At 72.8% G+C, this 25,694-nt stretch carries 17 protein-coding genes and 1 pseudogene; 6 read left to right on the forward strand and 12 right to left on the reverse strand.

The features are described 5' to 3' along the window. Positions 1-92: 92 nt before the first annotated feature. Both OO62_RS03280 and OO62_RS03285 read left to right on the forward strand, forming a co-directional pair. A complete protein-coding gene (locus OO62_RS03280; protein ID WP_033265638.1) occupies positions 93-830 on the forward strand; it encodes an MBL fold metallo-hydrolase in 738 nt (245 codons plus the stop codon). A 98-nt stretch (positions 831-928) separates the two neighbouring features. Next, on the forward strand, positions 929-1,762 hold the full coding sequence (locus tag OO62_RS03285) for a DUF3097 domain-containing protein (protein ID WP_033265639.1): 834 nt from the start codon (positions 929-931) through the stop codon (positions 1,760-1,762). On the opposite strand, the gene OO62_RS03290 is transcribed toward OO62_RS03285, so the two are convergent. From OO62_RS03290 to lepA, 5 genes are all read right to left on the reverse strand, one after another. Further along, positions 1,740-2,318, reverse strand: a complete 579-nt coding sequence (locus OO62_RS03290) for a Uma2 family endonuclease (protein WP_033265778.1) — start codon at positions 2,316-2,318, stop codon at positions 1,740-1,742. The two genes, OO62_RS03285 and OO62_RS03290, sit on opposite strands and share 23 nt — an antisense overlap. 99 nt (positions 2,319-2,417) lie before the next feature. Further along, positions 2,418-3,650, reverse strand: a complete 1,233-nt coding sequence (hemW, locus tag OO62_RS03295; RefSeq protein ID WP_033265640.1) for a radical SAM family heme chaperone HemW — start codon at positions 3,648-3,650, stop codon at positions 2,418-2,420. 64 nt (positions 3,651-3,714) lie between these two features. Further along, positions 3,715-5,841, reverse strand: a complete 2,127-nt coding sequence (locus tag OO62_RS03300) for a SpoIIE family protein phosphatase (RefSeq protein WP_033265641.1) — start codon at positions 5,839-5,841, stop codon at positions 3,715-3,717. A gap of 195 nt (positions 5,842-6,036) precedes the next feature. Further along, positions 6,037-7,926, reverse strand: a complete 1,890-nt coding sequence (locus tag OO62_RS03305) for an AMP-dependent synthetase/ligase (protein WP_033265642.1) — start codon at positions 7,924-7,926, stop codon at positions 6,037-6,039. A 403-nt stretch (positions 7,927-8,329) separates the two neighbouring features. Then, positions 8,330-10,201, reverse strand: a complete 1,872-nt coding sequence (lepA, locus tag OO62_RS03310; protein ID WP_033265643.1) for a translation elongation factor 4 — start codon at positions 10,199-10,201, stop codon at positions 8,330-8,332. 290 nt (positions 10,202-10,491) lie between these two features. Between lepA and rpsT the strand changes: the two genes are divergently transcribed. Together rpsT and OO62_RS03320 are read left to right on the forward strand one after the other, a co-directional pair. Beyond that, positions 10,492-10,758 carry a 30S ribosomal protein S20 gene (rpsT, locus tag OO62_RS03315; RefSeq protein ID WP_033265644.1) on the forward strand — a complete coding sequence of 89 codons (267 nt, stop codon included), beginning with the start codon at positions 10,492-10,494 and terminating at the stop codon, positions 10,756-10,758. A 443-nt stretch (positions 10,759-11,201) separates the two neighbouring features. After that, positions 11,202-12,167 (forward strand): hypothetical protein, encoded by a 966-nt coding sequence (locus tag OO62_RS03320; RefSeq protein ID WP_228332698.1) that lies wholly within the window; start codon positions 11,202-11,204, stop codon positions 12,165-12,167. A 109-nt stretch (positions 12,168-12,276) separates the two neighbouring features. Here the strand turns inward: OO62_RS03320 and holA are convergent, their stop codons facing one another. Next, on the reverse strand, positions 12,277-13,260 hold the full coding sequence (gene holA / locus OO62_RS03325) for a DNA polymerase III subunit delta (protein ID WP_033265645.1): 984 nt from the start codon (positions 13,258-13,260) through the stop codon (positions 12,277-12,279). A 331-nt stretch (positions 13,261-13,591) separates the two neighbouring features. On the opposite strand from holA, the gene OO62_RS03330 reads away from it, so the two are divergent. Next, a complete protein-coding gene (locus OO62_RS03330; RefSeq protein WP_051732615.1) occupies positions 13,592-13,864 on the forward strand; it encodes a hypothetical protein in 273 nt (90 codons plus the stop codon). A gap of 107 nt (positions 13,865-13,971) precedes the next feature. Here OO62_RS03330 and OO62_RS36325 read toward each other — a convergent pair. Further along, positions 13,972-14,750 (reverse strand): annotated as a pseudogene (locus tag OO62_RS36325) (arylamine N-acetyltransferase family protein). Between the two features lie 242 nt (positions 14,751-14,992). Between OO62_RS36325 and OO62_RS03340 the strand changes: the two are divergent. Further along, positions 14,993-16,519 carry a PstS family phosphate ABC transporter substrate-binding protein gene (locus tag OO62_RS03340; protein WP_033265646.1) on the forward strand — a complete coding sequence of 509 codons (1,527 nt, stop codon included), beginning with the start codon at positions 14,993-14,995 and terminating at the stop codon, positions 16,517-16,519. Here OO62_RS03340 and OO62_RS03345 read toward each other — a convergent pair. The 5 genes from OO62_RS03345 to OO62_RS03365 form a co-directional block, all read right to left on the reverse strand. Continuing rightward, positions 16,449-19,250, reverse strand: coding sequence for a ComEC/Rec2 family competence protein (locus tag OO62_RS03345; protein WP_078616997.1), 2,802 nt, complete (start codon positions 19,248-19,250; stop codon positions 16,449-16,451). The two genes, OO62_RS03340 and OO62_RS03345, sit on opposite strands and share 71 nt — an antisense overlap. Next, positions 19,247-20,392, reverse strand: a complete 1,146-nt coding sequence (locus tag OO62_RS40430) for a ComEA family DNA-binding protein (RefSeq protein WP_228332447.1) — start codon at positions 20,390-20,392, stop codon at positions 19,247-19,249. Before OO62_RS40430 ends, OO62_RS03345 begins: the two co-directional genes overlap by 4 nt. A 111-nt stretch (positions 20,393-20,503) precedes the next feature. Then, on the reverse strand, positions 20,504-21,349 hold the full coding sequence (locus OO62_RS03355; RefSeq protein WP_033265647.1) for a DegV family protein: 846 nt from the start codon (positions 21,347-21,349) through the stop codon (positions 20,504-20,506). Positions 21,350-21,576: 227 nt separating this feature from the next. Then, the gene (locus OO62_RS03360) at positions 21,577-22,422 is read right to left on the reverse strand and encodes a hypothetical protein (RefSeq protein ID WP_051732617.1); all 846 of its coding nucleotides are present in this window, start codon (positions 22,420-22,422) and stop codon (positions 21,577-21,579) included. A 223-nt stretch (positions 22,423-22,645) separates the two neighbouring features. Then, positions 22,646-25,540 (reverse strand): leucine--tRNA ligase, encoded by a 2,895-nt coding sequence (locus OO62_RS03365; RefSeq protein WP_033265648.1) that lies wholly within the window; start codon positions 25,538-25,540, stop codon positions 22,646-22,648. Positions 25,541-25,694 lie beyond the last annotated feature (154 nt).

Raw genomic sequence — 25,694 nt, forward strand, 5'->3', positions numbered from 1 at the left:
ACGGCAAGGGCGACCTCACGCGGCACGCCTGCGATGACCGTGTTCGGCCGATCTGCCGGGCAACGCTATCGCGAGGGAGCTAGCGTCTCGGTATGCGCACTGCTTGGGAAGAGGCCGGTTGGGAACAGCTCGGTGACGGTGTCGCCAGACGCCGTATGACGGGCTGGGACGAGACGATCGGCGTGATCGCCGGGTCGGCCGGCGTCATGATCGTCGACACCGGGGCGACCCTGCGCGACGGCGCGGATCTGCGCCGGACGGTACGCGGCGTGCTCGGCCGGGACGTGACGCATGTCGCGCTCACCCACCCGCATTTCGATCACGTACTGGGCACCGCCGCGTTCGCCGGCGTCGAGGTGTTCGGCGCGGCCGGCCTGGGCGATCTGCTGCGCCGCAGCAAGGACTCGCTGCGGGACGCCGCGATCCGGCACGGCGTCGACCCGGACGCCGCCGCCGAGGCCGCCGACCTGCTCGTCGCCCCGCACCACCACGTGCACGGCCAGCTGACCGTGGACCTCGGCGACCGGCAGGTGCTGCTGGCGAACGTCGGCCCCGGCCACACCGCCCACGACCTGGCGGTCCTGGCCCCCGGCCGGCACGGCGCCCGCGAGATCGTCTTCTGCGGCGACCTGGTCGAGGAGTCCGGCGAGCCGCAGGCGGGCCGGGACGCCCTGCCGCAGCGGTGGCCCGCCGCGCTGGACCGCCTGCTGGCCCTGGGCGGCGAGGACGCGCTGTACGTCCCCGGCCACGGCGCCGTGGTGGACGCCGCCTTCGTCCGCGCCCAGCGCGAGGCCCTGGCCACCCGCTTCGGCGTCGCTCCCGCCCCTTGATCTCACACCGACCTCCTGATCCCCGGCCGACCGCCGCCCCTGCCGCCTCGTCCGTCTCGTCCTTCTTCGTCCTTCGCACAGAAACAGAAACAGGCCCCATGCAGAGCAAGCGCTACAGCCCCGACCTCACCCCGCCGTGGAAGAAGCAGCGCCCCGCCCCCGAGGTGCCGGCCGACCCCGACCTGGTCGTCGAGGAGGTCGGCACGGGATTCTGCGGCGCGGTGATCCGCTGCGAGAAGACCGCCGAGGGCCCGACGGTCACCCTGGAGGACCGCTTCGGCAAGCACCGCGTCTTCCCCATGGCCCCGCGCGGCTTCCTCCTGGAGGGCAAGGTCGTCACCCTGGTCCGCCCGCAGAACCGGCCCGCGGCGCGCGGCCCGGCCCGTACGGCATCGGGATCACTCGCGGTGCCCGGCGCCCGCGCCCGGGTAGCGCGCGCGGGGCGCATTTACGTGGAGGGCCGGCACGACGCCGAACTGGTCGAACGGGTCTGGGGGGACGACCTGCGCATCGAGGGCGTCGTCGTGGAGTACCTGGAGGGCGTCGACGACCTCCCGGCGATCGTCCGCGGCTTCTCCCCCGGCCCGGACGCCCGCCTCGGCGTGCTCGTCGACCACCTGGTGCCCGGCTCGAAGGAGTCCCGGATCGCGGCCGAGGTGACCGGGTCGGACGTGCTCGTCGTCGGCCATCCGTACATCGACATCTGGGAGGCGGTGAAGCCGTCCTCGGTCGGCATTCCGGCGTGGCCCGTCGTCCCGCGCGGCCAGGACTGGAAGACGGGCGTGTGCCGGGCGCTGGGCTGGCCGGAGAACACGGGCGCGGCCTGGCAGCGGATCCTGTCCTGCGTACGGTCCTACAAGGACCTGGAGCCGCAGCTCCTCGGACGGGTCGAGGAGCTGATCGACTTCGTCACGGCAGGCGATGCGGCCTGACGCCCTTGAGGGTGCCGAACTCGCCGGTGGCCAGCTCGACGTCGAGGAGCGGCAGCGGCACCGGGTCACCGAACTTGGTGATCCGCTGCACCGCGTAGTCGGCCTCGTCACCGCTGCCGGCGGGTTCGGTGAGCAGGACGCACTGGCCCATGACGGGATCGATGATCAGGTAGACCGGTACCCGGCCCGCCGCGTAGATCGAGCGCTTGAGCAGGTAGTCGCGCTGGACGCTGGTCCTGGAGACGACCTCGACGAGCATCGTGACGGCTGCGGACGGCAGCAGCCGGCCGGAATCCGGCCCGGCGCCGTGTTCCAGCACCACGAGATCGGGCACCGGCTCGCTGTGTTCGCTGAGGATGTCGATGTCCTGCGTCATCAACCATTCCCAGCGGTCGCTGGGCACCTGCAGCGCCACGGACCGAACAATGCGGTTGTGGACCAGATCCGGCCCCGCCATCATCACGATTTCCCCCCGGAGGAGCTCAATCTTGATGCCCTCGGGAACCTCAAGGTTCTCGAAGAGCTCCGTCATCCGGCGTTCATCCACAGCGGTCATCTCCATGGCCTCCGTTTCCCGTCGCCGTGTATACGGCACAGGCTAAGAAGAGCCTAGGCGGCGGTGCAGGCGCATCGCATTGGTTCACTCGTTCGGGTATCAGTCCACCAGATCCCGCACCACCGCGTCGGCCAGCAGCCGTCCGCGGAGGGTCAGGACGGCCCGTCCTTCCCCGTACGGTCCCGCCTCCAGCAGGCCGTCCGCCAGCGCCCGCTCGGCCGCCCGGGTCCCCGCCGGCGCCAGCAGGTCCAGCGGGCAGCCGTCCGCGAGGCGGAGTTCCAGGAGGATGCGCTCGACGCGGCGGTCCTCGTCGGTGAGGAGTTCCCGGCCGGCGCCCGGGGAGCGGCCCTCGGTCAGGGCCTGGGCGTAGGCGCCGGGGTGCTTGACGTTCCACCAGCGGACGCCGCCGACGTGGCTGTGGGCGCCGGGGCCGGCGCCCCACCAGTCGGCGCCGGTCCAGTACAGCTCGTTGTGGCGGCAGCGGGCGGCGTCGGTGGTGGCCCAGTTGGAGACCTCGTACCAGCGGAAACCGGCCGCGGCGAGGCGTTCCTCGGCGATGAGGTAGCGGTCGGCGTGCACGTCGTCGTCGGTCATCGGGACCTCGCCGCGGCGGATCCGGCGGGCCAGCTGGGTGCCCTCCTCGACGATCAGGGCGTACGCGGAGACGTGGTCCGGGCCGGCGCCGAGGGCGGCGTCCAGGGAGGCCCGCCAGTCGTCGTCGGTCTCGCCGGGGGTGCCGTAGATCAGGTCCAGATTGACGTGGTCGAAGCCGGCGGCGCGGGCCTCGGCGACACACGCCTCGGGGCGCCCGGGGGTGTGCGTACGGTCGAGGATCTTCAGGACGTGCTGCCGCGCGCTCTGCATCCCGAAGGAGACGCGGTTGAAGCCGCCCGCGCGCAGTTCGGCGAGGTAGCGCGGGTCGACGGACTCGGGGTTGGCCTCGGTGGTGATCTCGGCGTCCTGGGCGAGGCCGAACTCGTCACGAATCGCCGCCAGCATCCGGCCCAGGTCGGCGGCGGGCAGCAGGGTCGGGGTGCCGCCGCCCACGAAGACCGTCTCCACCTGGCGCGGGTCGTCGCCGAGGACCTTGCGGGCCAGCCGGATCTCCTCGACGAGGGTGTCGGCGTAGTTGTCGCGGGAGGCCAGGGCCCCGCCGGAGCCGCGCAGCTCGCTCGCGGTGTAGGTGTTGAAGTCGCAGTAGCCGCAGCGGGTCGCGCAGTACGGCACGTGCAGATAGAAGCCGAGGGGCCGCCCGGCCGCCCCCGCCAGCGCAGGACGGGGCAGCGCCCCGTCGTCGGGCATCGGCTCACCATCAGGCAGTGCGGAAGGCATGGGAACCATTGTCCGTCATCGGCGGACCACCCGGTTCGGGCCGGGTACGGGGGCCCGGCCGGCCTCAGGCGGGGCCGCCCGCCGCCTTCAGGACGAGCAGTGCCAGGTCGTCGTCGGGTGGGGTGGGGTCGAAGGCGTGGACGGTGTTGCGGAGGTGGTCGGCGAGGGCGGTGGCGTCGAGGCCGGCGCCCGCCGCGAGGGCGGTGGCCAGGCCGTCCTCGTCGTCGAAGAGCCGGCGGCCGGAGCGGCGCTCGGTGACACCGTCGGTGACGCACAGCAGCGTCTCGCCGGGGCAGAGGTCGAACGATTCGCTGACGTAGGTGGCGTCCTGGACCACGCCGAGCAGCATCTGCGGCGCCGCGACGACCCGGACCGTGCCGTCCGTGCCGAGGACCAGCGGCAGCGGGTGGCCGGCGCTGGCGAGGGTGCAGCGGGCGCCGCCGGAGCCGCTCGGGTGGGGGACGATCTCGCCGTAGAGGAGGGACAGGAAGCGCGCCTGTTCGCCCTCCTCGCGGATCTCGACCGGCGCCTCGGCCCCGGCGCCGGCCGCCGCGACCGCCGCCGCGACCGCCGCGACGGAGTCGGCGGCCTCCCGGGCCATCGTCTTGTTGAGCCGGTCGAGGACGTCGGCCACCCCGAAGCCGTCGCGGGCCAGCAGCCGCAGCACCGGCCGGGCGAGGCCGGTCACCGCGGCCGCCTCGGGCCCGCTGCCGCAGACGTCGCCCAGCGCGAAGCACCAGCGGCCGTCGCCCGCCTCGAAGAGGTCCCAGAAGTCGCCGCCCGCCCAGGCGCCCTCCCGCGGCTCGTAGACCACCGCGGACTCCACGCCGGGCACCTGGGCCCGCCCCCGGGGCAGCAGCCGGCGCTGCAGGACCTGGCTGATCCGCTCCTGGCGGCTGTACGCGCGTGCGGTGGCCACGGCACGCGCGACCCGGCGGCCCAGGTCCTCCAGCAGGCCGACCACGTCGTCGGGGAAGCCCAGCAGCCCGCCCCGGCCGAGCAGCAGCGTGCCGAGCCGGCGGCCGCCGGCGACCAGCGGGCAGGCCAGCGCCGCACCGCCCGGCTCGTAGCCACCCGACTCGTGGCCGCCCGGCTCGTAGCCACCCGGTTCGTCGGGCCAGGGCCAGCGGACCGCGGCGGGCGCGCTGCCCGGCGAGGCACCGGCCGGGACCTCCGGCGGCTGTTTCTCCAGCGCGGCGCGCAGCGCGTCGGTACGGCTCTCGCTGGCGTGCCAGACGCCGGCCAGCCGCTGTTCCTCACCGCTCGCCGCGATGCCCCGGCCGGGCGCGCCGCCGTCCCCGTCGTGGAGCCACACCGCGCACCAGTCGGCGAGCCGCGGCACGATCAGCTGGGCGGCGAGGGCGGCGACCTGATCGGCGTCGAGCTGGCCGGAGAGCAGGTCGGACGCCTCGGCGAGGAAGGACAGGGCGCCGTTGTCGACCCGGCCGGCGCCGGGCTCGCGGCGGGCGGGCCGGCGCGCCGCGGGGGCGAGGAGTTCCGCCGCCCGCAGTTCGCGCTGCAACTGGTCGTCGTAAGGGATCTCCGGCTCCGGCCGCTCACCGGCGCCGGGCACGTCCACGTCAACGGGCAGCCGGAACCACACGGTCTTCATGGTCCGGTGGTAGGTGATGCCCCAGGACTCGGCGACCGCGCTGATCAGGCGGAGGCCGTGGCCGCCGCTCTCGGCCGCGGCCCCTTCGGCTCCGGCGCCCTCGGCCGGGGCGCCCTGCTCGCGGGCCCGGATAGGACGGGTGGGGTGGCGGTCGGAGACCTCGACGACGACGCCGGGGAGCGCGGCGGCACCGGGGTCGGCCTCGGCCTCCCGCCCCGGAGCGGGGTCCAGCCGGCAGCGCAGCTCGACGGTGGTGCCCGCGTGCACCACCGCGTTGGTCACCAACTCGCTGACCAGCAGCACCGTTTCGTCAGCGAGCCGGCCGGTGAGGCCCTCCGCGCAGGGCAGCCGCTGGGCGGTCCACTCGGCGAAGGAGTCCCGGACGAACTGCCGGGCGGCGGACGCGGCCTGCGGGTCGCCGGGCAGCCGGACGCTCCGGGCGCGGACGGCGGGCCCGGCGGAACCGGTGACGGAACCGGCCGCGGCAGGCCCGCGGGCCCCGCCGCGCATCCCGCCCGGCCTCGTCGTGCGCGTCGCCATGACGTCGTCGTCCCGTGGAGACGAAGTGGTCGTCCTCATTGAGCAACTCCCGAGCAGCTCCGCTACAGCGCCGGATGCGCCACCGACAGAGTGACAGAACGAGCGCACCCATAAGCACCGAGTCACGGAAGTGCGAGGTCATCGCCGCCAATTCGGCTGACGCGCCCCGGGAGTTGGCGCACAGCGGTACGGGGCGGACCGCGCCGGCCCGCCCCGCCACCCCGCGCGCGGGCGCTACGCCTCGCGCGACCCGGCGTACATGTCCTCCAGCAGGTCCTTGAACGCCCGCTCCACGACCGGCCGCTTGATCTTGAGGCTGGGGGTCACCTCGCCGTGCTCGATGTCCAGGTCCCGCGGCAGCAGCCGGAACTTGCGGATCTGCTGCCAGCGCTGGAGCCCTTCGTTGACCCGCTCGACATAGCCGTCGATCAGCTCACGCACCTGGTCGGTCGCGACGACCTCGGCGTACGTGCGGCCCTCCAGGCCGTGCTCCTTGGCCCAGCCCATGATCGTCGGCTCGTCGAGGGCGATCAGCGCGGTGCAGAAGTTCCGGTTGGCGCCGTGCACCAGGACGTTGGAGACGAACGGACAGACCGCCTTGAACTGGCCCTCCACCTCGGCCGGTGCGATGTACTTGCCGCCCGAGGTCTTGATCAGGTCCTTCTTGCGGTCGGTGATCCGCAGATAGCCGTCCGGGGACAGCTCGCCGATGTCGCCGGTGTGGAACCAGCCGTCCTCCTCCAGGACCTCGGCGGTCTTGTCCGGCAGGCCGTGGTAGCCCTCCATGATGCCGGGGCCGCGCAGCAGGATCTCGCCGTCCTCGGCGATCCGGACCTCTGTGCCGGGCAGCGGCTTGCCGACCGTGCCGGTGCGGTATGCCTCGCCGGGGTTGACGAAGCTGGCCGCGCTGGACTCCGTCAGGCCGTAGCCCTCCAGGATGTGGATGCCGGCGCCGGCGAAGAAGTAGCCGATCTCCGGGGCGAGCGCGGCCGAACCGGAGACCGCGGCGCGCAGCCGGCCGCCGAAGGCGTCCCGCAGCTTGCTGTACACCAGCGCGTCGGCGACCTTGTGCTTGGCGGCGAGCGCGAACGGCACCGAGGCGTTGCCGGTGCGCCGGAAGTTGTCCTGCGAGACCTTGGCGTACTCGCGGGCCACCTCGGCCGCCCACTGGAAGATCTTGTACTTGGCGCCGCCGCCCTCCCGGGCCTTGGCCGCGACGCCGTTGTAGACCTTCTCGAAGATCCGCGGGACGGCCGCCATATACGTCGGCCGGACGACCGGAAGATTCTCGATGATCTTGTCGACCCGGCCGTCGACGGCGATCACCTGGCCGGTCGCGATCTGCCCGGCGGTGAGCACCTTGCCGAAGACGTGCGCCAGCGGCAGCCACAGGTACTGCACGTCGTCCTGGGTGACCAGGCCGGTCGACTGGATCGCGCGGGCCATGTACGACCAGCAGTCGTGCGGCAGCCGTACGCCCTTGGGGCGGCCGGTGGTGCCGGAGGTGTAGATGAGCGTCGCGAGCTGGTCGGCGCGCAGCCCGGCGACCCGCTCCTTGACGCACTCGGGGTGCTGCTCCAGATAGGCGGTGCCGCGCTTCTCCAGCTCGGCCAGGGTGAGCACCCATCCGTCGGGGTCGTCGGCCGCGGGCTCGGCGCCCGCCTCGTCGATGACCACGACGTGCGCCAGGTCGGGCAGCTCCGCGCGCCGCTCACGCGCCTTGGCGAGCTGTCCGGCGTCCTCCGCGATCAGCACCCGGCTGCCGGAGTCGGCGAGGATGTACGCCGTCTCCTCCGCGTTGGTGCTGGGGTAGACCGTGGTGGTGGCGGCGCCGGAGCAGAGCACGCCGAGGTCGGCGAGGATCCACTCCACGCGGGTGCCGGCGGCCAGCGCCACCCGCTCCTCGGGCCGCACACCCAGTGCGATCAGCCCGGCGGCCACGGCGTAGACCCGGTCGGCGGCCTCGGCCCAGCTGATCGGCTTCCAGTCGTCCGGTCCCTGACCCGAGGCCGGCGGCACGGGGTAGCGGTATGCCTCGATGTCGGGCGTGGCCGCCACCCGCTCCAGGAAGAGGTGGGCCACCGAGGGCGGCCGGTTTTCGATCAGCGTGTGGGTGTCCGTCACGGCGTCCTCCGGGGCCCGCTTCGTTGCGTGGTGACTCGCGAGTAACCTTTGAGCAGTGATCAGACTAGAGCGCGTTGCGCCGACGCGTAAGGGGCTACGGCCTACTGGTTCACGATGTGACCAGTGCGATAGGTGTACGTAGCACCCTCATCGCCCGCCCGGTGAGCCGAGCCGATCACCGCACACCGGACCACACCGGGCGACAGGCGCCGGGAAGCGGCGGAACGGCACGCTCCGCATTCATTCCGACGGGGAGCCGGGGGCCACCCGGAAGGTCTACGGGTGTCCCCGTCCGGCCACCGCCCGGAAAAACAGCAGGGCGCCGGCCCCCGCGGGGAACCGGCGCCCGGGCCGCACAAGGGCGGCCGCGCCTGCCTTCTTCTCGCCTGCTTCGCCTCGGTGTCTACTTCTTCTTGGCGTCGCCGTCGGAGTCCGAGGACAGCACCGCGATGAAGGCTTCCTGCGGAACCTCCACGCTGCCGACCATCTTCATCCGCTTCTTGCCTTCCTTCTGCTTCTCCAGCAGCTTCCGCTTACGGGAGATGTCACCGCCGTAGCACTTGGCGAGGACGTCCTTGCGGATGGCGCGGACCGTCTCACGGGCGATGACCCGGCTGCCGATGGCGGCCTGGATCGGCACCTCGAAGCTCTGCCGCGGGATCAGCTCGCGCAGCTTCGCGACCAGCCGGACGCCGTAGGCGTACGCCTTGTCCTTGTGGGTGATCGCGGAGAACGCGTCGACCTTGTCGCCGTGCAGCAGGATGTCGACCTTGACCAGGTCGGCGGCCTGCTCGCCGGTGGGCTCGTAGTCCAGCGAGGCGTAACCGCGGGTCTTGGACTTGAGCTGGTCGAAGAAGTCGAAGACGACCTCGGCGAGCGGGAGGGTGTAGCGGATCTCGACCCGGTCCTCGGAGAGGTAGTCCATGCCGAGCAGGTTGCCGCGGCGGGTCTGGCACAGCTCCATGATCGCGCCGATGAACTCGCTGGGCGCCAGGATCGTGGCCCGGACGACCGGCTCGTGCACCTTGTCGATCTTGCCGGTCGGGAACTCGCTCGGGTTGGTGACCTCGTGCTCGCTGCCGTCCTCCATGTCGACGCGGTAGACCACGTTGGGGGCGGTGGCGATCAGGTCGAGGCCGAACTCGCGCTCCAGACGCTCGCGGATGACCTCCAGGTGCAGCAGACCGAGGAAGCCGACGCGGAAGCCGAAGCCGAGCGCCGCGGAGGTCTCCGGCTCGTAGACCAGCGCGGCGTCGTTGAGCTGGAGCTTGTCGAGGGCGTCGCGCAGCTCCGGGTAGTCCGAGCCGTCCAGCGGGTACAGCCCGGAGAACACCATCGGCTTGGGGTCCTTGTAGCCGCCCAGCGGCTCCTCGGCACCCTTGCTGAGCTGGGTGATCGTGTCACCGACCTTGGACTGCCGGACGTCCTTCACACCGGTGATGAGGTAGCCCACCTCACCGACGGACAGGCCGTCGGCCGCCTTCATCTCCGGCGAGTTCGTGCCGATCTCCAGCAGCTCGTGCGCGGCACCGGTGGACATCATCTTGATCCGCTCGCGCTTGCTGAGCGTGCCGTCGACGACCTTCACGTACGTCACGACGCCGCGGTACGCGTCGTAGACCGAGTCGAAGATCATCGCGCGGGCGGGGGCGTCCTTGACGCCGACCGGGGCCGGCACCTCGCGGACGACCTTGTTCAGCAGCTCGGGCACGCCGACGCCGGTCTTGGCGGAGACCTTCAGCACGTCCTCGGGCTCGCAGCCGACCAGGTTGGCCAGCTCCGCGGCGAACTTCTCGGGCTGCGCGGCCGGCAGGTCGATCTTGTTGAGGACGGGAATGATCGTGAGGTCGTGCTCCATCGCCAGGTAGAGGTTGGCGAGGGTCTGGGCCTCGATGCCCTGGGCGGCGTCGACGAGGAGGATGCAGCCCTCACACGCGGCGAGCGAGCGGGAGACCTCATAGGTGAAGTCGACGTGGCCCGGCGTGTCGATCATGTTGAGGATGTGGGTCGTGCCACTTCCTTCTTCGCCCTCGGAGGGGCTCCAGGGCAGCCGGACCGCCTGGGACTTGATCGTGATGCCGCGCTCGCGCTCGATGTCCATGCGGTCGAGGTACTGCGCGCGCATCTGCCGCTGGTCGACGACACCGGTGAGCTGGAGCATCCGGTCGGCGAGCGTCGACTTGCCGTGGTCGATGTGCGCGATGATGCAGAAGTTACGGAGGAGGGCCGGATCGGTACGGCTCGGCTCCGGCACGTTCGTAGGGGTCGCGGGCACGCAGGGTCCATTCAGTGAACGCGGGTAGGCGGGACTCGGGTATATGACGTCTTCCCATGGTCCCATGCGCAGCGGGGTCGGTCGGGTGTGGGCGCCGCCGCGGACCGCCGGCGGGCGGGGGCGGGGCGGCGTTCGGGGACCGTGGGCGGCGTTCAGGGTCGGTCGCGGGCACCGTTCAGGGCCGGTTTGGGAGGCCGTAGGCCCTGCTGGTAGCCTGGTCCACTGCGCTTCGTGCCCTCTCTCGTGCGCGGCGCAACTCGAAACTCCAACGAACCTGAAAAGGCTCTTTCGTGGCGAACATCAAGTCCCAGATGAAGCGGATCAAGACCAACGAGAAGGCTCGTCAGCGCAACAAGGCTGTCAAGTCCTCCCTGAAGACCGCGATCCGTCGCACCCGCGAGGCCGTCGAGGCCGGCGACCTGCAGAAGGCCGCGACCGCCCAGGCCGAGGCTGCCAAGAAGCTTGACAAGGCTGTCAGCAAGGGTGTCATCCACAAGAACGCCGCCGCCAACAAGAAGTCGGCGCTGGCGAAGAAGGTCGCCGGCCTCAAGGGCTGAACCTTCCCGTAGCACCCGCTGCCTCGGCAGCACCCCGTAACACCTCTGCCGACAGGGACCCAGCGGCCCCTCTCTCCGCTCCCTGACCGGTGCACCACCGCGCCGCACACGGCCTGCGTTCGCCACGCGGGTGCGGCGCACCCGGCCCACCCGGCGGTCACCACCGCCGAGGAGCCACCAACGCTTGACACGAAGGCCCCGTTCCGCCCCTTCCCCAGGGGTGGGACGGGGCCTTTGTGATGCACGGGGCGTGAGCGAACTCCTCGGGCCGAAACGAACCTCTTCGGGCTTCAGCGGGCTGTGGACAGGTGGACAGCCGGCCTCCTGGGCTCCGGCTTTCGCCTTTCCGGCCGCCCCGCTTCCGGTTTTCGGGGGTCGCGCTTCCGCTTTTTCCGGGGTGCACGGGCGGGTCCGATTTCGGAGGGTTCGGCTACGCTGCGTCCATGTCCATACCGGGGGATCCGAATCCGCACAACCCTTACGCCCAGCCGCAGCCCTCTCCATACGGCCAGCCGCCCGCGCAGCCGAACGCGACACCGCCGGCGCAGCAGAATCCGTACACACAGCAGCCGCCACCACAATCCCCGCCCGCCCCGCCACAGCCGCCGCCCGTCCCGCCGCAGGGCCCTGGCGGCGGCTACGGCTATCCGGTGGCCGGCGCACCCGTAGGGACGCCCGGTGTTCCCGGGGTCCCCGCCGCTCCGGGCGCTCCCGGCGGTACGGGCGGCCGGGGCGCGGCCGGGTGGCTCTGGGCGATCGGCGGCGCCGTCGCCGCCTCCGCGATCTGGGGCTCCCTGCTCTTCGCCACCGGCGGCTTCTCCTCCGAGCCGAGCCCCGACCTCGCGGGCTACGCCTACACCAGTGATCTGTGCGCGGCCACCTCGATGACGCCCTTCGAGGACGCCCACTTCAAGGCCAAGGCGAACACCGGCTCGTCCTCGAAGGACGCCAACCCCCAGCACAGCGGCGCCCAGCAGACCTCGCTCGACACCATGTGGTGCAACGTCTCGCTGCAGCAGGACAGCACCAGCACCAGCGCCGCCGACTACTCCTCGAACTGGCTCTACAGCGCCGCCACACTGCACAAGAAGACCGACCCGGCACCGGAGTTCGCGGACAACTACCGCTCGTACGAGAAGCAGGACACCTCGATCGGCTACAAGGTCGAGTCCGTCTCCGGCATCGGCGACGAGGCGTACCTCGTGACCAGGAACGACGAGAGCAGCAGTAGCGGCTCGTATGTGATCCTCGGCGTCCGGGACGGCTGGATGACCTATCAGTCGACGTGGTCCAGCTACGCATCGGGCAGCAGCACGAGCAAGCAGCCGACTTCCTCGGAGGTCGCCACCATGCTGAAGACCAGCGCGACAGAGACCCTCAAGCGAATGCGGAGTTCGAGCTCCCGATAAGCGCCGGGCGGCCGCCGGCAGCCCGGCGGGCGGTGGCGGTCGGCGCGCTGTGCGCGCCGGGTGAGGGGGCGGGCGGGCACGCGCGAGCGGCCGGGCGCCCCCTCCTTCCTCAGCGCGACCGTGCCGCCCGGGCGATGGCGACCACGGCCTTCTCCAGCGCGTAGGCCGGATCGTCACCGCCGCCCTTGACGCCCGCATCGGCTGCCGCCACCGCGCGCAGCGCCGTCGCCACACCGTCCGCCGACCAGCCGCGCATCTGCTGCCGCACCCGGTCGATCTTCCAGGGCGGCATGCCCAGGTCGCGGGCGAGGTCACCGGGGCGGGCGCCGCGCGGGGCGGAGGCCAGCTTGCCGATGGCCCGCACCCCCTGGGCGAGCGCGCTCGTGATCATGACGGGGGCGACCCCCGTGGCGAGGGACCACCGCAGCGCCTCCAGCGCCTCCGCGGCCCGGCCCTCGACGGCCCGGTCCGCGACGGTGAAGCTCGACGCCTCCGCCCGGCCGGTGTAGTAGCGGGCGACGACGGCCTCGTCGATCGCGCCCTCGACATCGGCGGCCAGCTGCGAACAGGCCGACGCCAGCTCCCGCAGATCGCTGCCGATCGCGTCGACCAGCGACTGGCACGCCTCGGGCGTCGCGGACCGCCCGACCGCCCTGAACTCGCCCCGCACGAACGCCAGCCGGTCCGCCGGCTTGGTCATCTTCGGGCAGGCCACCTCACGCGCCCCGACCTTACGGGCCGCGTCCAGCAGGCCCTTCCCCTTGGCACCACCGGCGTGCAGCAGGACGAGCGTGATCTCCTCGGCGGGCGAGCCGAGATATGCCTTCACGTCCTTGATGGTGTCCGCGGACAGGTCCTGGGCGGCCCGCACCACGACGACCTTGCGTTCGGCGAAGAGCGAGGGGCTGGTCAGCTCGGCGAGGGTGCCGGGCTGCAGCTGATCGGGGGTGAGGTCGCGTACGTCGGTGTCCGCGTCGGCCGCGCGGGCAGCCGCCACCACCTGCTGCACCGCGCGGTCCAGCAGCAGGTCTTCCTGGCCCACCGCGAGCGTGACGGGGGCGAGCGGGTCGTCGTGAGCTGTCTTCCTGGCCATCGCGATCCAGCATCCCACGCCCCACTGACACCGCCGTCACTGCGCACCACGCCCACCACCGGCGCCTCGCCTCACCAAAACCGCGAACGTCACGCATCACCGGCACCACGCATCACCGGCACCACGCATCGCTGACACCGCGCATCACCGGCACCCCATATCCACGCACGGCATCGGCACCACGCATCCCGGACGCCGCCAGGCGCTGCGTCCGACACCCAGGACCCACCTGCGGTAAAACCCGGGCCCTCCGGTGCCCCAGCGCCCCGGGCACGCCCCCCATGGCCCCCCGCCCGCCCGGGCCGCACCCGCTCTGCCGGACAATGGTCCGGTGAACGACGACGACACCCTCCGCGCCAACAGCCACGCACGGCACGTTCTGGTCCTGCCCGACCGTGACGCCGCCGAGGAGGTGGCCGAGGCCCTGACCGAACGCTTCGGCGTCGCCGAAGAACCCCAGCTCGTACGGGATGCCCTGGCCGGCGAGGACGACGCCGAGGACGCCCAGTGGCTGGTGGTCGTCGAGGACCCGGGCGCCGCCCATGACCCGGCCCTGCTGGACGAGCTCGCGGCGGAGTACGAGGGCTGGCGCGAGGCCGAGTAGCGCGGGAGGGCAGAGCCGACCGCGCCCGACCAACCTCAGTCGGGCGGGCCCTTCAGTGGGGCCGGCCGAGGAGTGGGACCGGCCGATCGGAGGAGCCGGTCGTGGCCTCAATGAGACCGGTCGGCCACCACGGGCTCCCGGGCCAGCACGAACCCGAAGTGTTCCCGGTAGGCGGCGAGGACCTCGTCCGCCTGCACCTGGCGCTCCTCCCGCTCCCCGCCCGGCCCGGTGATCACGAGCGTACGGCCGGAGAGCGTGACCCGGCCGGTCTCCGCCAGCCGTGAGCACACCAGGGACTGCGTGAAGTGCGACCTGGGCGACGTCTGGTGCCACCAGCACCCGACCTCGAACTCCTCGAACCACGCGGGCGTTGTTCGAGCCGGTACTGCGGCGTGCCGTCCCGCAGCACATCGAGGTCGCCCTCCGCCGTCTCCTCCAGACGGAACACACCGGCCGGATCGCTCTGCTCGTCCCGGCTGTCCCAGCGCAGCGGGAAGTGGCTGTGCCGTCCGAAGCCCACATCGGCGAGCCACGGCCCGTCGGGCGTCTGCACCCGCAGTGCCATGTGGTCGTACGGGATGCCGAGGCCGCCGTCGCCGAACACGCGGGCGGACAGCAGCGCGACCTCGTATCCCAGGGCCCGCAGCAACAGGGCGAAGGCTCCGTTGAGCTCGTAACAGAAGCCGCCCCGCCGGGCACCGACGATCTTGTCGAGCAGCGGCTGCTCGGCGAGGTCGATCTCCTCACCGAGGTGGAGGGAGAGGTTCTCGAACGGGACCGTGCGCAGATGGCTGAGGTGCAGGCTCCGCAGCGCCTCCGCATCGGGGTGCGCGGGGCGCGCGGCACCGATGCGGTCCAGGTAGGCGTCGGTGGCGGCGTCGTCCATCAGGGGGTGTCCTCTCGGAAGCGAACCAGCGGCAGGTGCGCTCCGCCGCCGAGCTGCGGGCATCCGGCGCCCCTCCGGGAGTCTACTGATCCGTTCGGCGACTGCCCGGGCCGCGGTGGCGGGCCGGCCGCCGCGGCCGAGGGATGAACCTCTGGTGACCGGCTGCTGAAGGCGGCTCACGGCGGGGCGCGGGTCCTCAAATATTGGACCTCCTGTCGCCCGTTCACCTGTGCGAGGTTGCCGTGGCTCTGCCGGACACCGAGACGATCCTCACCGCGGCCGGGCTCGTGGCGACGGCAGTGGTGTGGGCCGTCGAGCGGTTTCTGCCGGGCCGCAAGCGGATCGGGTATCGCGTCCAGATGGACACCGCGATCGGCATGAATCCCCAGGACGCCCACAGTCTGGTGCAGTTGCGGCTGCTGCGGCAGGACCAGGAGATCAGTGATGCGACGCTCGCACTGCTGCGGTTCGAGAACGACGGCGGCAAGGACATCGTCCGGCAGGACTACCAGGAGCCGCTGACGGTCGAGTTCACCGGCCGCACCGTCATCGGGGTCGAGGTGCCGGACGCCAACCCGGCCGATCTGGTGGGCATGCTGACCCGCAACGGCAGCGGGCTGCGGCACGACGGCGGCCGGCTGTTCCTCCCCAAGGTGCCGCTGAACAAGCGGAACCACTTCAAGCTGCTGGTGCTGCTCTCCGGTCCCGGAACGGACGCCGGAAACGAGGGCGGCCCCACCGGCGGCGCCGGGGCCGTGACCGTCGGCGGATTCCTCAGCGGCGGGAGGATCCGGCGCAACGCCCAGCGCTGGGGGCCGCGCAAGCTCAGCCTCGCGCTGGGTGGCACGTTCATCGTCCTGCTGGGACTGCTCGGCGGACTGCTGCTCAGCGGGCGGGTGTCGCCGGCGCCCGGCACCTGTGCCGCCGGGCGGCTGACCGTCGACGGCTCCACGGCGTTCGCCCCGCCGATGCGGGAGATCGCCCGCCAGTACCGGGCCCGGTGCGCGGGCGCCGAGATCACCGTCTCGGGGAGCGGCAGCCTGTCCGGACTGGGCAACCTCAACCGGGAGGGCAAGCCGGCCACCACCGAGGGCCCCGGCTTCATCGCCGTCTCCGACGTCCCGGCGCCGTCCCTCTACCGGCGACTGGAGGGCAACCGGGTCGGCGTCATCCTGCTCGGTCTCGTCGCCAACGAGAAGGCCGGTATCGACAACCTCACCTCCGACCAGGTCCGCGGAATCTACGACGGGACCTACACCAACTGGAAGCAGCTGCACGGCAACGACCTGCCGATCCGCCTCGTCAGCCGGGACGCCGCCTCCGGCACCCGCCGCGCCTTCGAGACGTCGGTGCTGCACCGCTCGGAGCCCGGCGTGGTGTCGTCGTACGACTGCGGCGACAAGGACCGCGACGAGCGAGCGCGCCTGACGCGCTGCGAGGTGAACGGCACCAAGAGCCTGCTGGACGCGGTGGACCGGGTACCGGGAGCGCTGGGCTACGCCGAGGTCTATGCGGCGGCGCAACGGAAGCACGTGGTCAGCGTGCGGCTCAACGGGCACGAACCCGACATCGAGTGGGGACGGCAACGCGATTACCCCTTCTGGACGGTGGAGTACCTCTACACGTACGGGCGGCCCGAAGACGGCTCTCTGACCGCGAAGTTCCTGGCGTTCATGGACTCCGACACGGCGAAGAACATCATGCGGATGTACAAGCACGTGCCCTGCGCCGACCGGCAGAGCCTGCCGGCCACCGTCTGCCGCCCCTGACCGGCCGGCGGGCCGGCCCCGCACGGGTCCGCCGGCCACCGGGCGGACGACCACCGGGCGGACGGCCACCGTCGCGGCGGCCGTTGACGGCCGCGGAAAGCCTGGCCGGGGTGCCCAGGACCGCGATCGCACCGTCGGTATCCGTACGCAGCACCCGGGCGCCCTGGGCGCGCAGCGCCGCGATCGTCCGGGGCGCCGGATGCCCGTACGGATTGTCCGCACCGCAGGAGATCAGCGCCAGGCGCGGCGCCAGCCGGTGCAGCAGCGGCGGATCCTGATAGGCGGAGCCGTGGTGCGCCACCTTCAGCACGTCGACGGCACCCAGCTCGGGATGGGCCGCCAACAACGCCTGCTGTGCGGGCGGTTCGAGATCTCCCAGCAGCAGGAGCGTCAGCCCGCCCGTACGGACGAGGAGGGTGACGCTGGCGTCATTGGGGCCGTCGAGCGCGTCGGGGGGCACGGCGCGATCGGGCCCCCGGGCCGCCGATGGTGCGGGAGCAGGCCAGAGGACCTCCCAGGTCAGCGGACCGAGACGGCGCCGCTCGCCCGGTGCGGCGGACACGATCGGCACACCCTCGGCCGCGGCCGTGCTCCGCACGAAACGGGCCTGACCCGGCGGGTCGAGAAGCGTGGTGGTCTCGATGGCGCCGACCGAACGGCCGCGAAGGACGCCGGGGAGCCCGTCCACATGGTCGGCGTGGAAGTGGGTCAGGACGAGGAGGGGGATCCGGCGGACGCCGAGGTCGGTGAGGCAGCGGTCGATGGCACGGGGCTCGGGGCCGGTGTCGACCACCAGCGCCGTACCGTCCCCGGCAGCCAGCACCAGGCCGTCGCCCTGCCCGACGTCGCAGACCACGGCCCGCCAACCGGCCGGCGGCCAGCCGGTGATCACGCGGGTGAACGGCGCGGGCCGGCACACCGCCAGCACCACCGCCAGCGCACAGAGCACGCACAGCCAGCGGCGGCGCAGCACCCGACGGCCGACCGGCACCAGGACCGCGATGACGGCCGCCAGCGCCAGGCCGCCCACCCAGCCGCCGGGCCACTCGAACTCCGCTCCCGGCAGCGCCGCGCCCCGCCGCGCGACCGCCGCGATCCACTCGGCGGGCCAGCCCGCGCACCAGGCCAGCACCCTGGCGGCCGGCAGCGCGAGCGGAGCGGCGGCGAGCGCGGCGAAGCCCAGGACGGTCGCGGGTGCCACGGCCAGCTCGGCCAGCAGGTTGCAGGGCACGGCGACCAGGCCCACCCGGGCGGCGAGCACGGCGACGACCGGTGCGCACACCGCCTGGGCGGCGGCCGCGGCGGCGAGGACCTCGGCGAGCCGGGGCGGCACCCGGCGCCGCTGGAGGGCCGCGCTCCAGCGTGGCGCGAGCAACAGCAGGGCGCCGGTCGCCAGGACGGAGAGCAGAAAGCCGAAACTCCGGGCGAGCCAGGGGTCGTAGAGCACCAGCAGCAGAACGGCGGCGGCGAACGCCGGGAGCAGGGTGCGGCGACGCCCGGTGCCGATGGCCAGCAGCGTGATCAGACCGCAGGCCGCGGCACGCAGCACACTCGGGTCCGGGCGGCAGACGACCACGAAGGCGAGCGCCAGCGCGCCACCGATGACGGCGGTGCCGCGCAGCGAGAGCCCCAGGCGCGGCGCCAGCCCACGGCGCTCGGCGCGCGTCGCGAGATGCGGCGGGCCGATCAGCAGGGCGAGCACGATCGTCAGATTGCTGCCGGAGACGGCCAGCAGATGGGTCAGGTCGGTGGCGCGGAAGGCGTCGTCCAGGTCCGACGGCACCCGCGAGGTGTCCCCCACCACGAGCCCCGGAAGCAGCGCGCGGGCATCAGGCCGGAGGCCGTCGGTGGCCTCGCGGAGCCCGGCGCGCAGACCTCCCGCCAGCCGCTGCAGCGGGGTGGGCGGCCGGGTCACGACCGGCGGCCCGTCGCCGGTGACCCGGAGCACGGCGGCGGCCTGATCGCCCGACGTCAGCGGCGGTACGGCGCGTGCCACGACCCGGACGCGGGTCGAGGGCAGCAGACCGCGCCAGGCGGCGGACGCGGCGTGCGCCAGGGCTGCCGGCCCCGACCGGTCGCCGGCTTCCCGCTGCCGTACGACGACCAGGGCCGGGGTGCGGACGGCACTCACCCCACCGTCCGGCGCGGTGACGCGGACCGCCTCGGCGTCGAACACCAGCGCCGGGGGCGTCCGTTGGGAGCCGCGGACCCTGGGCCGGGTCAGCCGGGGGTCACCCGTCACCTCCAGCTCGACCGTGACCCGCGCGTACTGCTTCGCGAGGGCGGGCAGCGGCCCGCGCCGGACGTCCGCCGCGTGCAGCGCGGCGGACGCGGCCCCGGCGGCGGCGCAGAGCAGCACGGCAGCCAGGGCGACACACGCTCCGGCCGACCACGTACGGGGACCACGGGAACGGCTCGACCCGGGCCCTGGACGGCGCGGATCACGGCGCGGATCCTCTGGCGGTCGCTCCCCCTCCGGATTTCCCTCGGGCTCACGCTCCGCCCGACGCCGGACGACGGCCACCCTCAGCGCGACGGCGGCGAGCACCACAGCCGCACCGCAGGCCACCGCCACCACGCCACCAGGTGCGCCCAGGGCGACCGCCGCAGCCACCCAGGCCGCCAGCGCCGGCGCGACGAGCCGCAGATCGGCCGGCCCCTCCTGGCGTGGTTCGGAGGCGCCGTGCGCAGACGCCGCCGTGGCGTGCACCGTGGCGCGGGCGCTGGTCACGGCTCCACCAGAGGGCGGAGATCGGCGAAGCGGCGGTCCCCGATGCCGGTGACCTGGCGGAGCTGCTCCACGGAGGTGAACCCACCGTGCTGGGTACGGAATTCGATGATGTGGCGCGCCAGGACCGGGCCCACCCCGGGGAGGGCGTCCAGCTGCTGCTCGGTGGCCGTGCTGAGACTGACCGGCCCGGCCGGACCGCCGCCCGCGCCCGGCGCCCCACCGCCGCCCACCGCGCCAGGACCGGCGCCTCCCCCACCCCCGGCGCCCGCGCCCGCTTCACCGACGACGATCTGTTCGCCGTCGGTCAGCAGCCTGGCTCGGTTCAGTCCCCGCGTGCTCGCCCCCCGCAGCACCCCACCCGCGGCCTGCAGCGCGTCGATCACCCGCGCGCCCTGAGGCATCCGGTGAATCCCGGGGTGCCGGACCTTGCCGACGACATCGACGACCAACTGCCGCCCCCGGCCGCCCGGTGGGCCGCTCGCCGACGCCCCGGCGGACACCGCACCCGACGGCGACAGCGACGGAGCCGCCTCCCCACCCGGGCCGGGCCCCCGGCCCGCCGACGGCCGTTCGGCCGCGGGTGCCCGTACGGCTTCCGGGCGCCCGGTCCAGAAGTGCTGCACGGCGAAGCCCACCGCGACCACGAGCACCAGGGCCAGGGCGGCGAGCGCCTTGGGGTCGGTACCGCACCGTGACTGGACCCACAGCGGTAGCCGTTCCCGTAACGCGAGCCACGCGCGGTCAAGACGACGCAGGCCGGGCCGACCGGGCGGCGGGGGCGCCGGGTCCGGGTCCGGGTCCGGGGCCGGGGCCGGGGCCGGGGCCGGGTCCTCCGGGGGATCGTGACCGGGTGGCGGCGGTCCGGCGGCCACCGCCACACCCGCGTCGCCGAAGATCGCCGCGATCCGAGCCCGTACGCGCTCCCGCTCACCGTCCCGCCCCGGGTCGGGCGACGGATGCGTACCAGGAGAAGCCGGCGTACCGGCTGACGTGCGCGTACCGAAGGAGGGCTGCCTACCGGGAGCAGGGGACGTACCGACCGAGGTGTGCGTACCGACCGAAGTGTGCGTACCGGCTGACGTATAGGCACCGAGTGACGTATGTGTACCGAGCGAGGTGCCCGTACCGAGAAAGGTGTTCATAGCCGCGACGCTAAGCACCCCGCGGAGATCTCGCTGAGCTGCCTCAAATCCGGTGGACAGCCGGCGATTTGTGGATAACTCCGTCACCCACAGGGCTCACCGCACCCCCGCTCACCGCGGGGACACCACAACCCCCAGCAGCCCCGGCCCCGTATGCGCGCCGATCACCGCGCCCACCTCGCTCACGTGCAGCTCGTTCAGCCCGGGCACCCGCTCCCGCAGCCGCTGGGCCAGCGCGTCCGCGCGCTCCGCCGCGGCGAGATGATGGACCGCGATGTCGGCCGGTCCCTCGCCGGCCCGCTCCGCCGCGATCTCCTCCAGCCGTGCGATGGCCTTGGACGCCGTACGGACCTTCTCCAGCAGTTCGATCCGCCCGTCGGCCAGTTGGAGGAGCGGTTTGACGGCGAGCGCGGAGCCGAGCAGGGCCTGGGCCGCGCCGATCCGGCCGCCGCGGCGCAGGTAGTCGAGGGTGTCGACGTAGAAGTAGGCGGAGGTACCCGCGGCGCGCTTCTCCGCCGCGGCCACGGCATCGTCCGCGTCGCCGCCGGCCTCCGCCGCCTCCGCGGCGGCGAGAGCGCAGAATCCGAGGGCCATGGCGACCATGCCGGTGTCCACGACGTGTACGGGCACCGGCGCCTCCTTGGCCGCCATCACCGCAGCGTCGTACGTGCCCGAGAACTCCGAGGAGAGGTGGAGCGAGACGATGGCGCGCGCGCCGGCCGCCGCGACCTGCCGGTAGGTGTCCGCGAACATGCTGGGGCTGGGGCGGGAGGTCGTCACGGGGCGGCGCTTCTGGAGCGCCTGGGCCACCGATCTGGCGGAGATCTCGGTGCCCTCTTCCAGGGCCTGGTCCCCCAGGACAACGGTCAGCGGTACGGCCGTGATCTGGTGGCGCTCGATGGCCGCCCGCGGCAAGTAGGCCGTGGAATCGGTGACGATCGCGACATGGCGGGACATGACTTGGAGATTATCCGGGGAACGGGATGCCGCACAGTGCGGGCCCCTCCCCAAGATCTTCCATGTTTGCCCAAGGCTCTGCCAAGAGCCCTGTGGACCGCGTCGTCATCCGCTCCTGCGGCCACTCCCGGGGCCGGCGCCAACCCGCTTCAGCCGCTTTTCCGGGGCCCCCGCCCCCGCCCCACCCCCTCGCCGCGTCCCCACGCGTCGCCCGCGTGTCCGCCCGCTCACTCCCGTCGCCGTGCCTCCGCCTCCCGGACGTCCCCCCGACGCGGCTCCGCCCGACGGGCCTCCGCCCGCTGCTCCTCCGTCCGCGGGGCCTTCTGCCACGGGTGAGCCGGCTGGGTGCGGGGATCCCGGGCGGTGAGCGCCGGCGGAACATCGGAGGCCGGGCCCCCGGATGAGCCGCGACCGGCCGTCTCCGGGACGGCACCCTGGCGAGCGGCGTCCGTCGCCGGGGAGCCGTCGGCGGTGCCCGCCCGCAACCGGTCGCCCGCCACCGATTCGCCCGCGACCGGATATCCCGGGTCCTCGGTCCAGTGGCGCAGCGCGCCGGCCTCCACATCGATCTGGTCGCTGAGCGCCGCGAGATCGTCGTCGGCGAACCTGCGCGCCCGGTCGCGGGCGGCCCACCGCAGCGACTCCGCGGAGTGGGTGATCCGTTCCATCCGCTCCCGCAGCTCCGGGAGGCGGGCGCCGGTGGTGGCCCGGTCGGGCTCCCGTTCCAGCCGCTTGAGCTCGGCGTCCAGCTCATGGCCGTGGGCGCTCAGCCGCTCGAAGAGGCCGATCGCCTCACTGAGGGAGGCGTCCTCGCCGGCTGCGCCGTACAGCGCGTCCTGGGTGGCGCGCATGGACGTACGGAGCGAGAGCCGCAGCTGCGCCAGTTCGCCGACCACGCCGGGCTGGGCGAGCTGCCGGGCCCGGAGGGTGGTGTCCTCGACCGTCCTGCGGGCCTGGGCGACCGTACGGTCCACGCCGCGCTTGGCCGCCTTCACCGCCTTGACCGTGAGGAAGACTCCGGCCAGGACGAACAGCACGAAGAGCAGTCCGACGATGGCGGCGGCGGCTTCCATGGGATCTCCCCAGACGTGTCGGCGGGCCGCAGGTGTGGCCCGCGCCCTGTCTCTCCACGGTAAACGGCGCGGGCAGGTTGCGGGTTCCTGACGAACCCCCAACCTGCCCGTAGGGGAAAACCCTGTGCCCGGGGCGAAGGCCCGGGCCGCGGCGGCCCGCAGGCCCTGGGAACACGGCCCCACGCCGGGTCCGTGCGCCCTCGGCGGGCCGCCCCCGCGCGCCCTACGCCGGCACGATGTTCACCAGCTTCGGCGCCCGGACGATCACCTTCCGGATGCCCGCGCCGTTCAGCGCCGCGACAACCGCAGGCTCGGCCAGTGCCGCCGCCTCCAGGTCCGCGTCCGAGATCGACGGGGCGACCTCCAGACGGGCCTTGACCTTGCCCTTGATCTGCACGACGCAGGTCACGGTCTCGTCCACCACGTAGGCGGGGTCGGCGACCGGGAAGTCCGCGTGGACCACGGACCCGGTGTGGCCCAGCCGGCGCCACAGCTCCTCGGCGATGTGCGGGGCCAGCGGGGCGATCAGCAGAACCAGCTGCTCCGCGACCGTGCGGGAAACCGGGCCGCCCGCCTTGGTCAGGTGGTTGTTCAGCTCGGTCACCTTGGCGATGGCCGTGTTGAAGCGCAGGTTCGCCATGTCCTGCGCGACGCCGTCGATGGCCTTGTGCAGCGCGCGCAGGGTGGCGTCGTCCGGCTCGGTGTCGACGACGGTGACCTCACCGGTCGCCTCGTCCACCACGTTGCGCCACAGACGCTGCAGCAGGCGGTACTGGCCGACGACGGCCCGGGTGTCCCAGGGGCGCGACACGTCCAGCGGGCCCATCGCCATCTCGTACAGGCGCAGGGTGTCCGCGCCGTACTCGGCGCAGATCTCGTCCGGGGTGACGGCGTTCTTCAGGGACTTGCCCATCTTGCCCAGCAGCCGGGAGACCTTGCCGCCCTCGTAGTAGAAGACGCCGCCCTCGTGCTCCTCGACCTCCGCCGCCGGGACGGCGATGCCGCGGCTGTCCCGGTAGACGTACGCCTGGATCATGCCCTGGTTGTACAGCTTGTGGAACGGCTCGGCAGACGAGACGTGGCCCAGGTCGTACAGCACCTTGGACCAGAAACGGGCGTACAGCAGGTGCAGGACCGCGTGCTCGGCGCCGCCCACGTACAGGTCGACACCGCCGTGCGGCTGCCCCTCGCGCGGACCCATCCAGTACTGCTCGACGTCCGGGTCGACCAGCTTGTCCGCGTTGGTCGGGTCCAGGTAGCGCAGCTCGTACCAGCACGAACCCGCCCAGTTGGGCATGGTGTTGGTCTCGCGGCGGTACCGCTTGGGCCCGTCGCCCAGGTCCAGCGTGACGTTGACCCAGTCCTCGTTGCGGGACAGCGGGGTCTCCGGCTGGGTGTCGGCGTCGTCCGCGTCGAAGGTGCGCGGCGAGTAGTCCTCGACCTCCGGCAGCTCCAGGGGCAGCATCGACTCGGGCAGCGCGTGCGCCACGCCGGCCTCGTCGTAGACGATCGGGAACGGCTCGCCCCAGTAGCGCTGCCGGCTGAACAGCCAGTCGCGCAGCCGGTAGTTGACGGTGCCCTCGCCGATGCCCCGCGCGGCCAGCCAATCGGTGATCTTCGCCTTGGCCTCGGTGACCCCCAGGCCGTCCAGCGAGATGTCGGAGCCGGCCGAGTTGACGATCTTCGCGTCGTACGAGGCGAAGGCGTCGTCCCAGGTGGCGGGGTCGGTGTCGCGACCGTCCGTCGGCTCGACGACGCAGCGCATCGGCAGCTCGAAGGCGCGGGCGAAGGCGAAGTCGCGGGTGTCGTGGGCCGGCACGGCCATGATCGCGCCGGTGCCGTAGCCCATCAGGACGTAGTCGGCGATGAAGACCGGGACCTGCTCGCCGCTGACCGGGTTGGTGGCGTGGACGCCGGTGAAGACGCCGGTCTTGTCCTTGGCCTCGGCCTGCCGCTCGACGTCCGACTTGGAGGCGGCCTGCTTGCGGTACGCGGCGACGGCCTCGGCCGGGGTGGCGTGGCCGCCGGTCCACACCTCGTGGGTGCCCTCGGGCCAGGCGTCGGGCACCAGGGAGCCGGTACCGTCGCCGTCCTCGGCGCCGGCGATCAGCGGGTGCTCCGGCGCCAGCACCATGTAGGTCGCGCCGAACAGGGTGTCCTGGCGGGTGGTGAAGACGGTGATCTTCTCGTCGCCCACGGGGAAGTCGACGCGGGCGCCCTCGGAGCGGCCGATCCAGTTGCGCTGCTGCAGCTTGATGGCGTCCGGCCAGTCCAGCGCGTCCAGGTCCCGCAGCAGCCGGTCGGCGTAGGCGGTGATGCGCATGTTCCACTGGCGCAGCTTCGCCTTGAACACCGGGTAGTTGCCGCGCTCGGAGCGGCCGTCGGCCGTGACCTCCTCGTTGGCCAGCACCGTGCCCAGGCCGGGGCACCAGTTGACCGGCGCGTCGGACGCGTACGCCAGGCGGTACTCACCCAGGACATTGGCGCGCTCGACGTCGCTCAGCTCGCTCCAGGAGCGGCCGTCGGGGGTCTGCCGGGTGCCGGCCTCGAACTGGGCGACCAGGGTGTCGATCGGCCGGGCCGCGTCCGCCTCCGGGTCGTACCAGGAGTTGAAGATCTGCAGGAAGATCCACTGGGTCCACTTGTAGTACGCCGGGTCGATCGTCTCGACCGAGCGGCGCTGGTCGTGGCCCAGGCCCAGACGGCGCAGCTGACGCCGCATGTTCACGATGTTGGCCTCGGTGGAGACCCGCGGGTGCGTGCCGGTCTGCACCGCGTACTGCTCGGCCGGCAGACCGAAGGCGTCGAAGCCCAGGGTGTGCAGGACGTTGTGGCCCGTCATGCGCTGGTGGCGGGCGTAGACGTCGGTGGCGATGAAGCCCAGCGGGTGCCCGACGTGCAGTCCCGCACCCGAGGGGTACGGGAACATGTCCATGATGAACTTCTTGGGGCGGGCCACCAGCTCCGCGTCGCCGGCCAGATCGCCCTTCGGGTTCGGGGCCTCGTAGGTCCCCTTCTCCTCCCAGAAGTCCTGCCAGCGTGCCTCGATGTCGGCGGCCAGCGCGGCCGTATAGCGGTGCGGCGCTGCCACCTCGGCAGCGGTGGTCGTCTCGCTCATCGTCTCAAAGCTCCATCGATCGTCTCTGCCTGCGGAAACGCGCCTCGTACCCGGCATCGCCGGAAACAAAAAGACCCCTCGCACAGGAGGGGACGCCGCGCCGATTCCGACGGGGTCTGTCAACCGTCGGTACTGATCAGCGCGGCCCGCTAAG

This window comes from Streptomyces lydicus (assembly GCF_000717345.1).
GTDB classification, from domain to species: Bacteria; Actinomycetota; Actinomycetes; order Streptomycetales; family Streptomycetaceae; genus Streptomyces; species Streptomyces lydicus.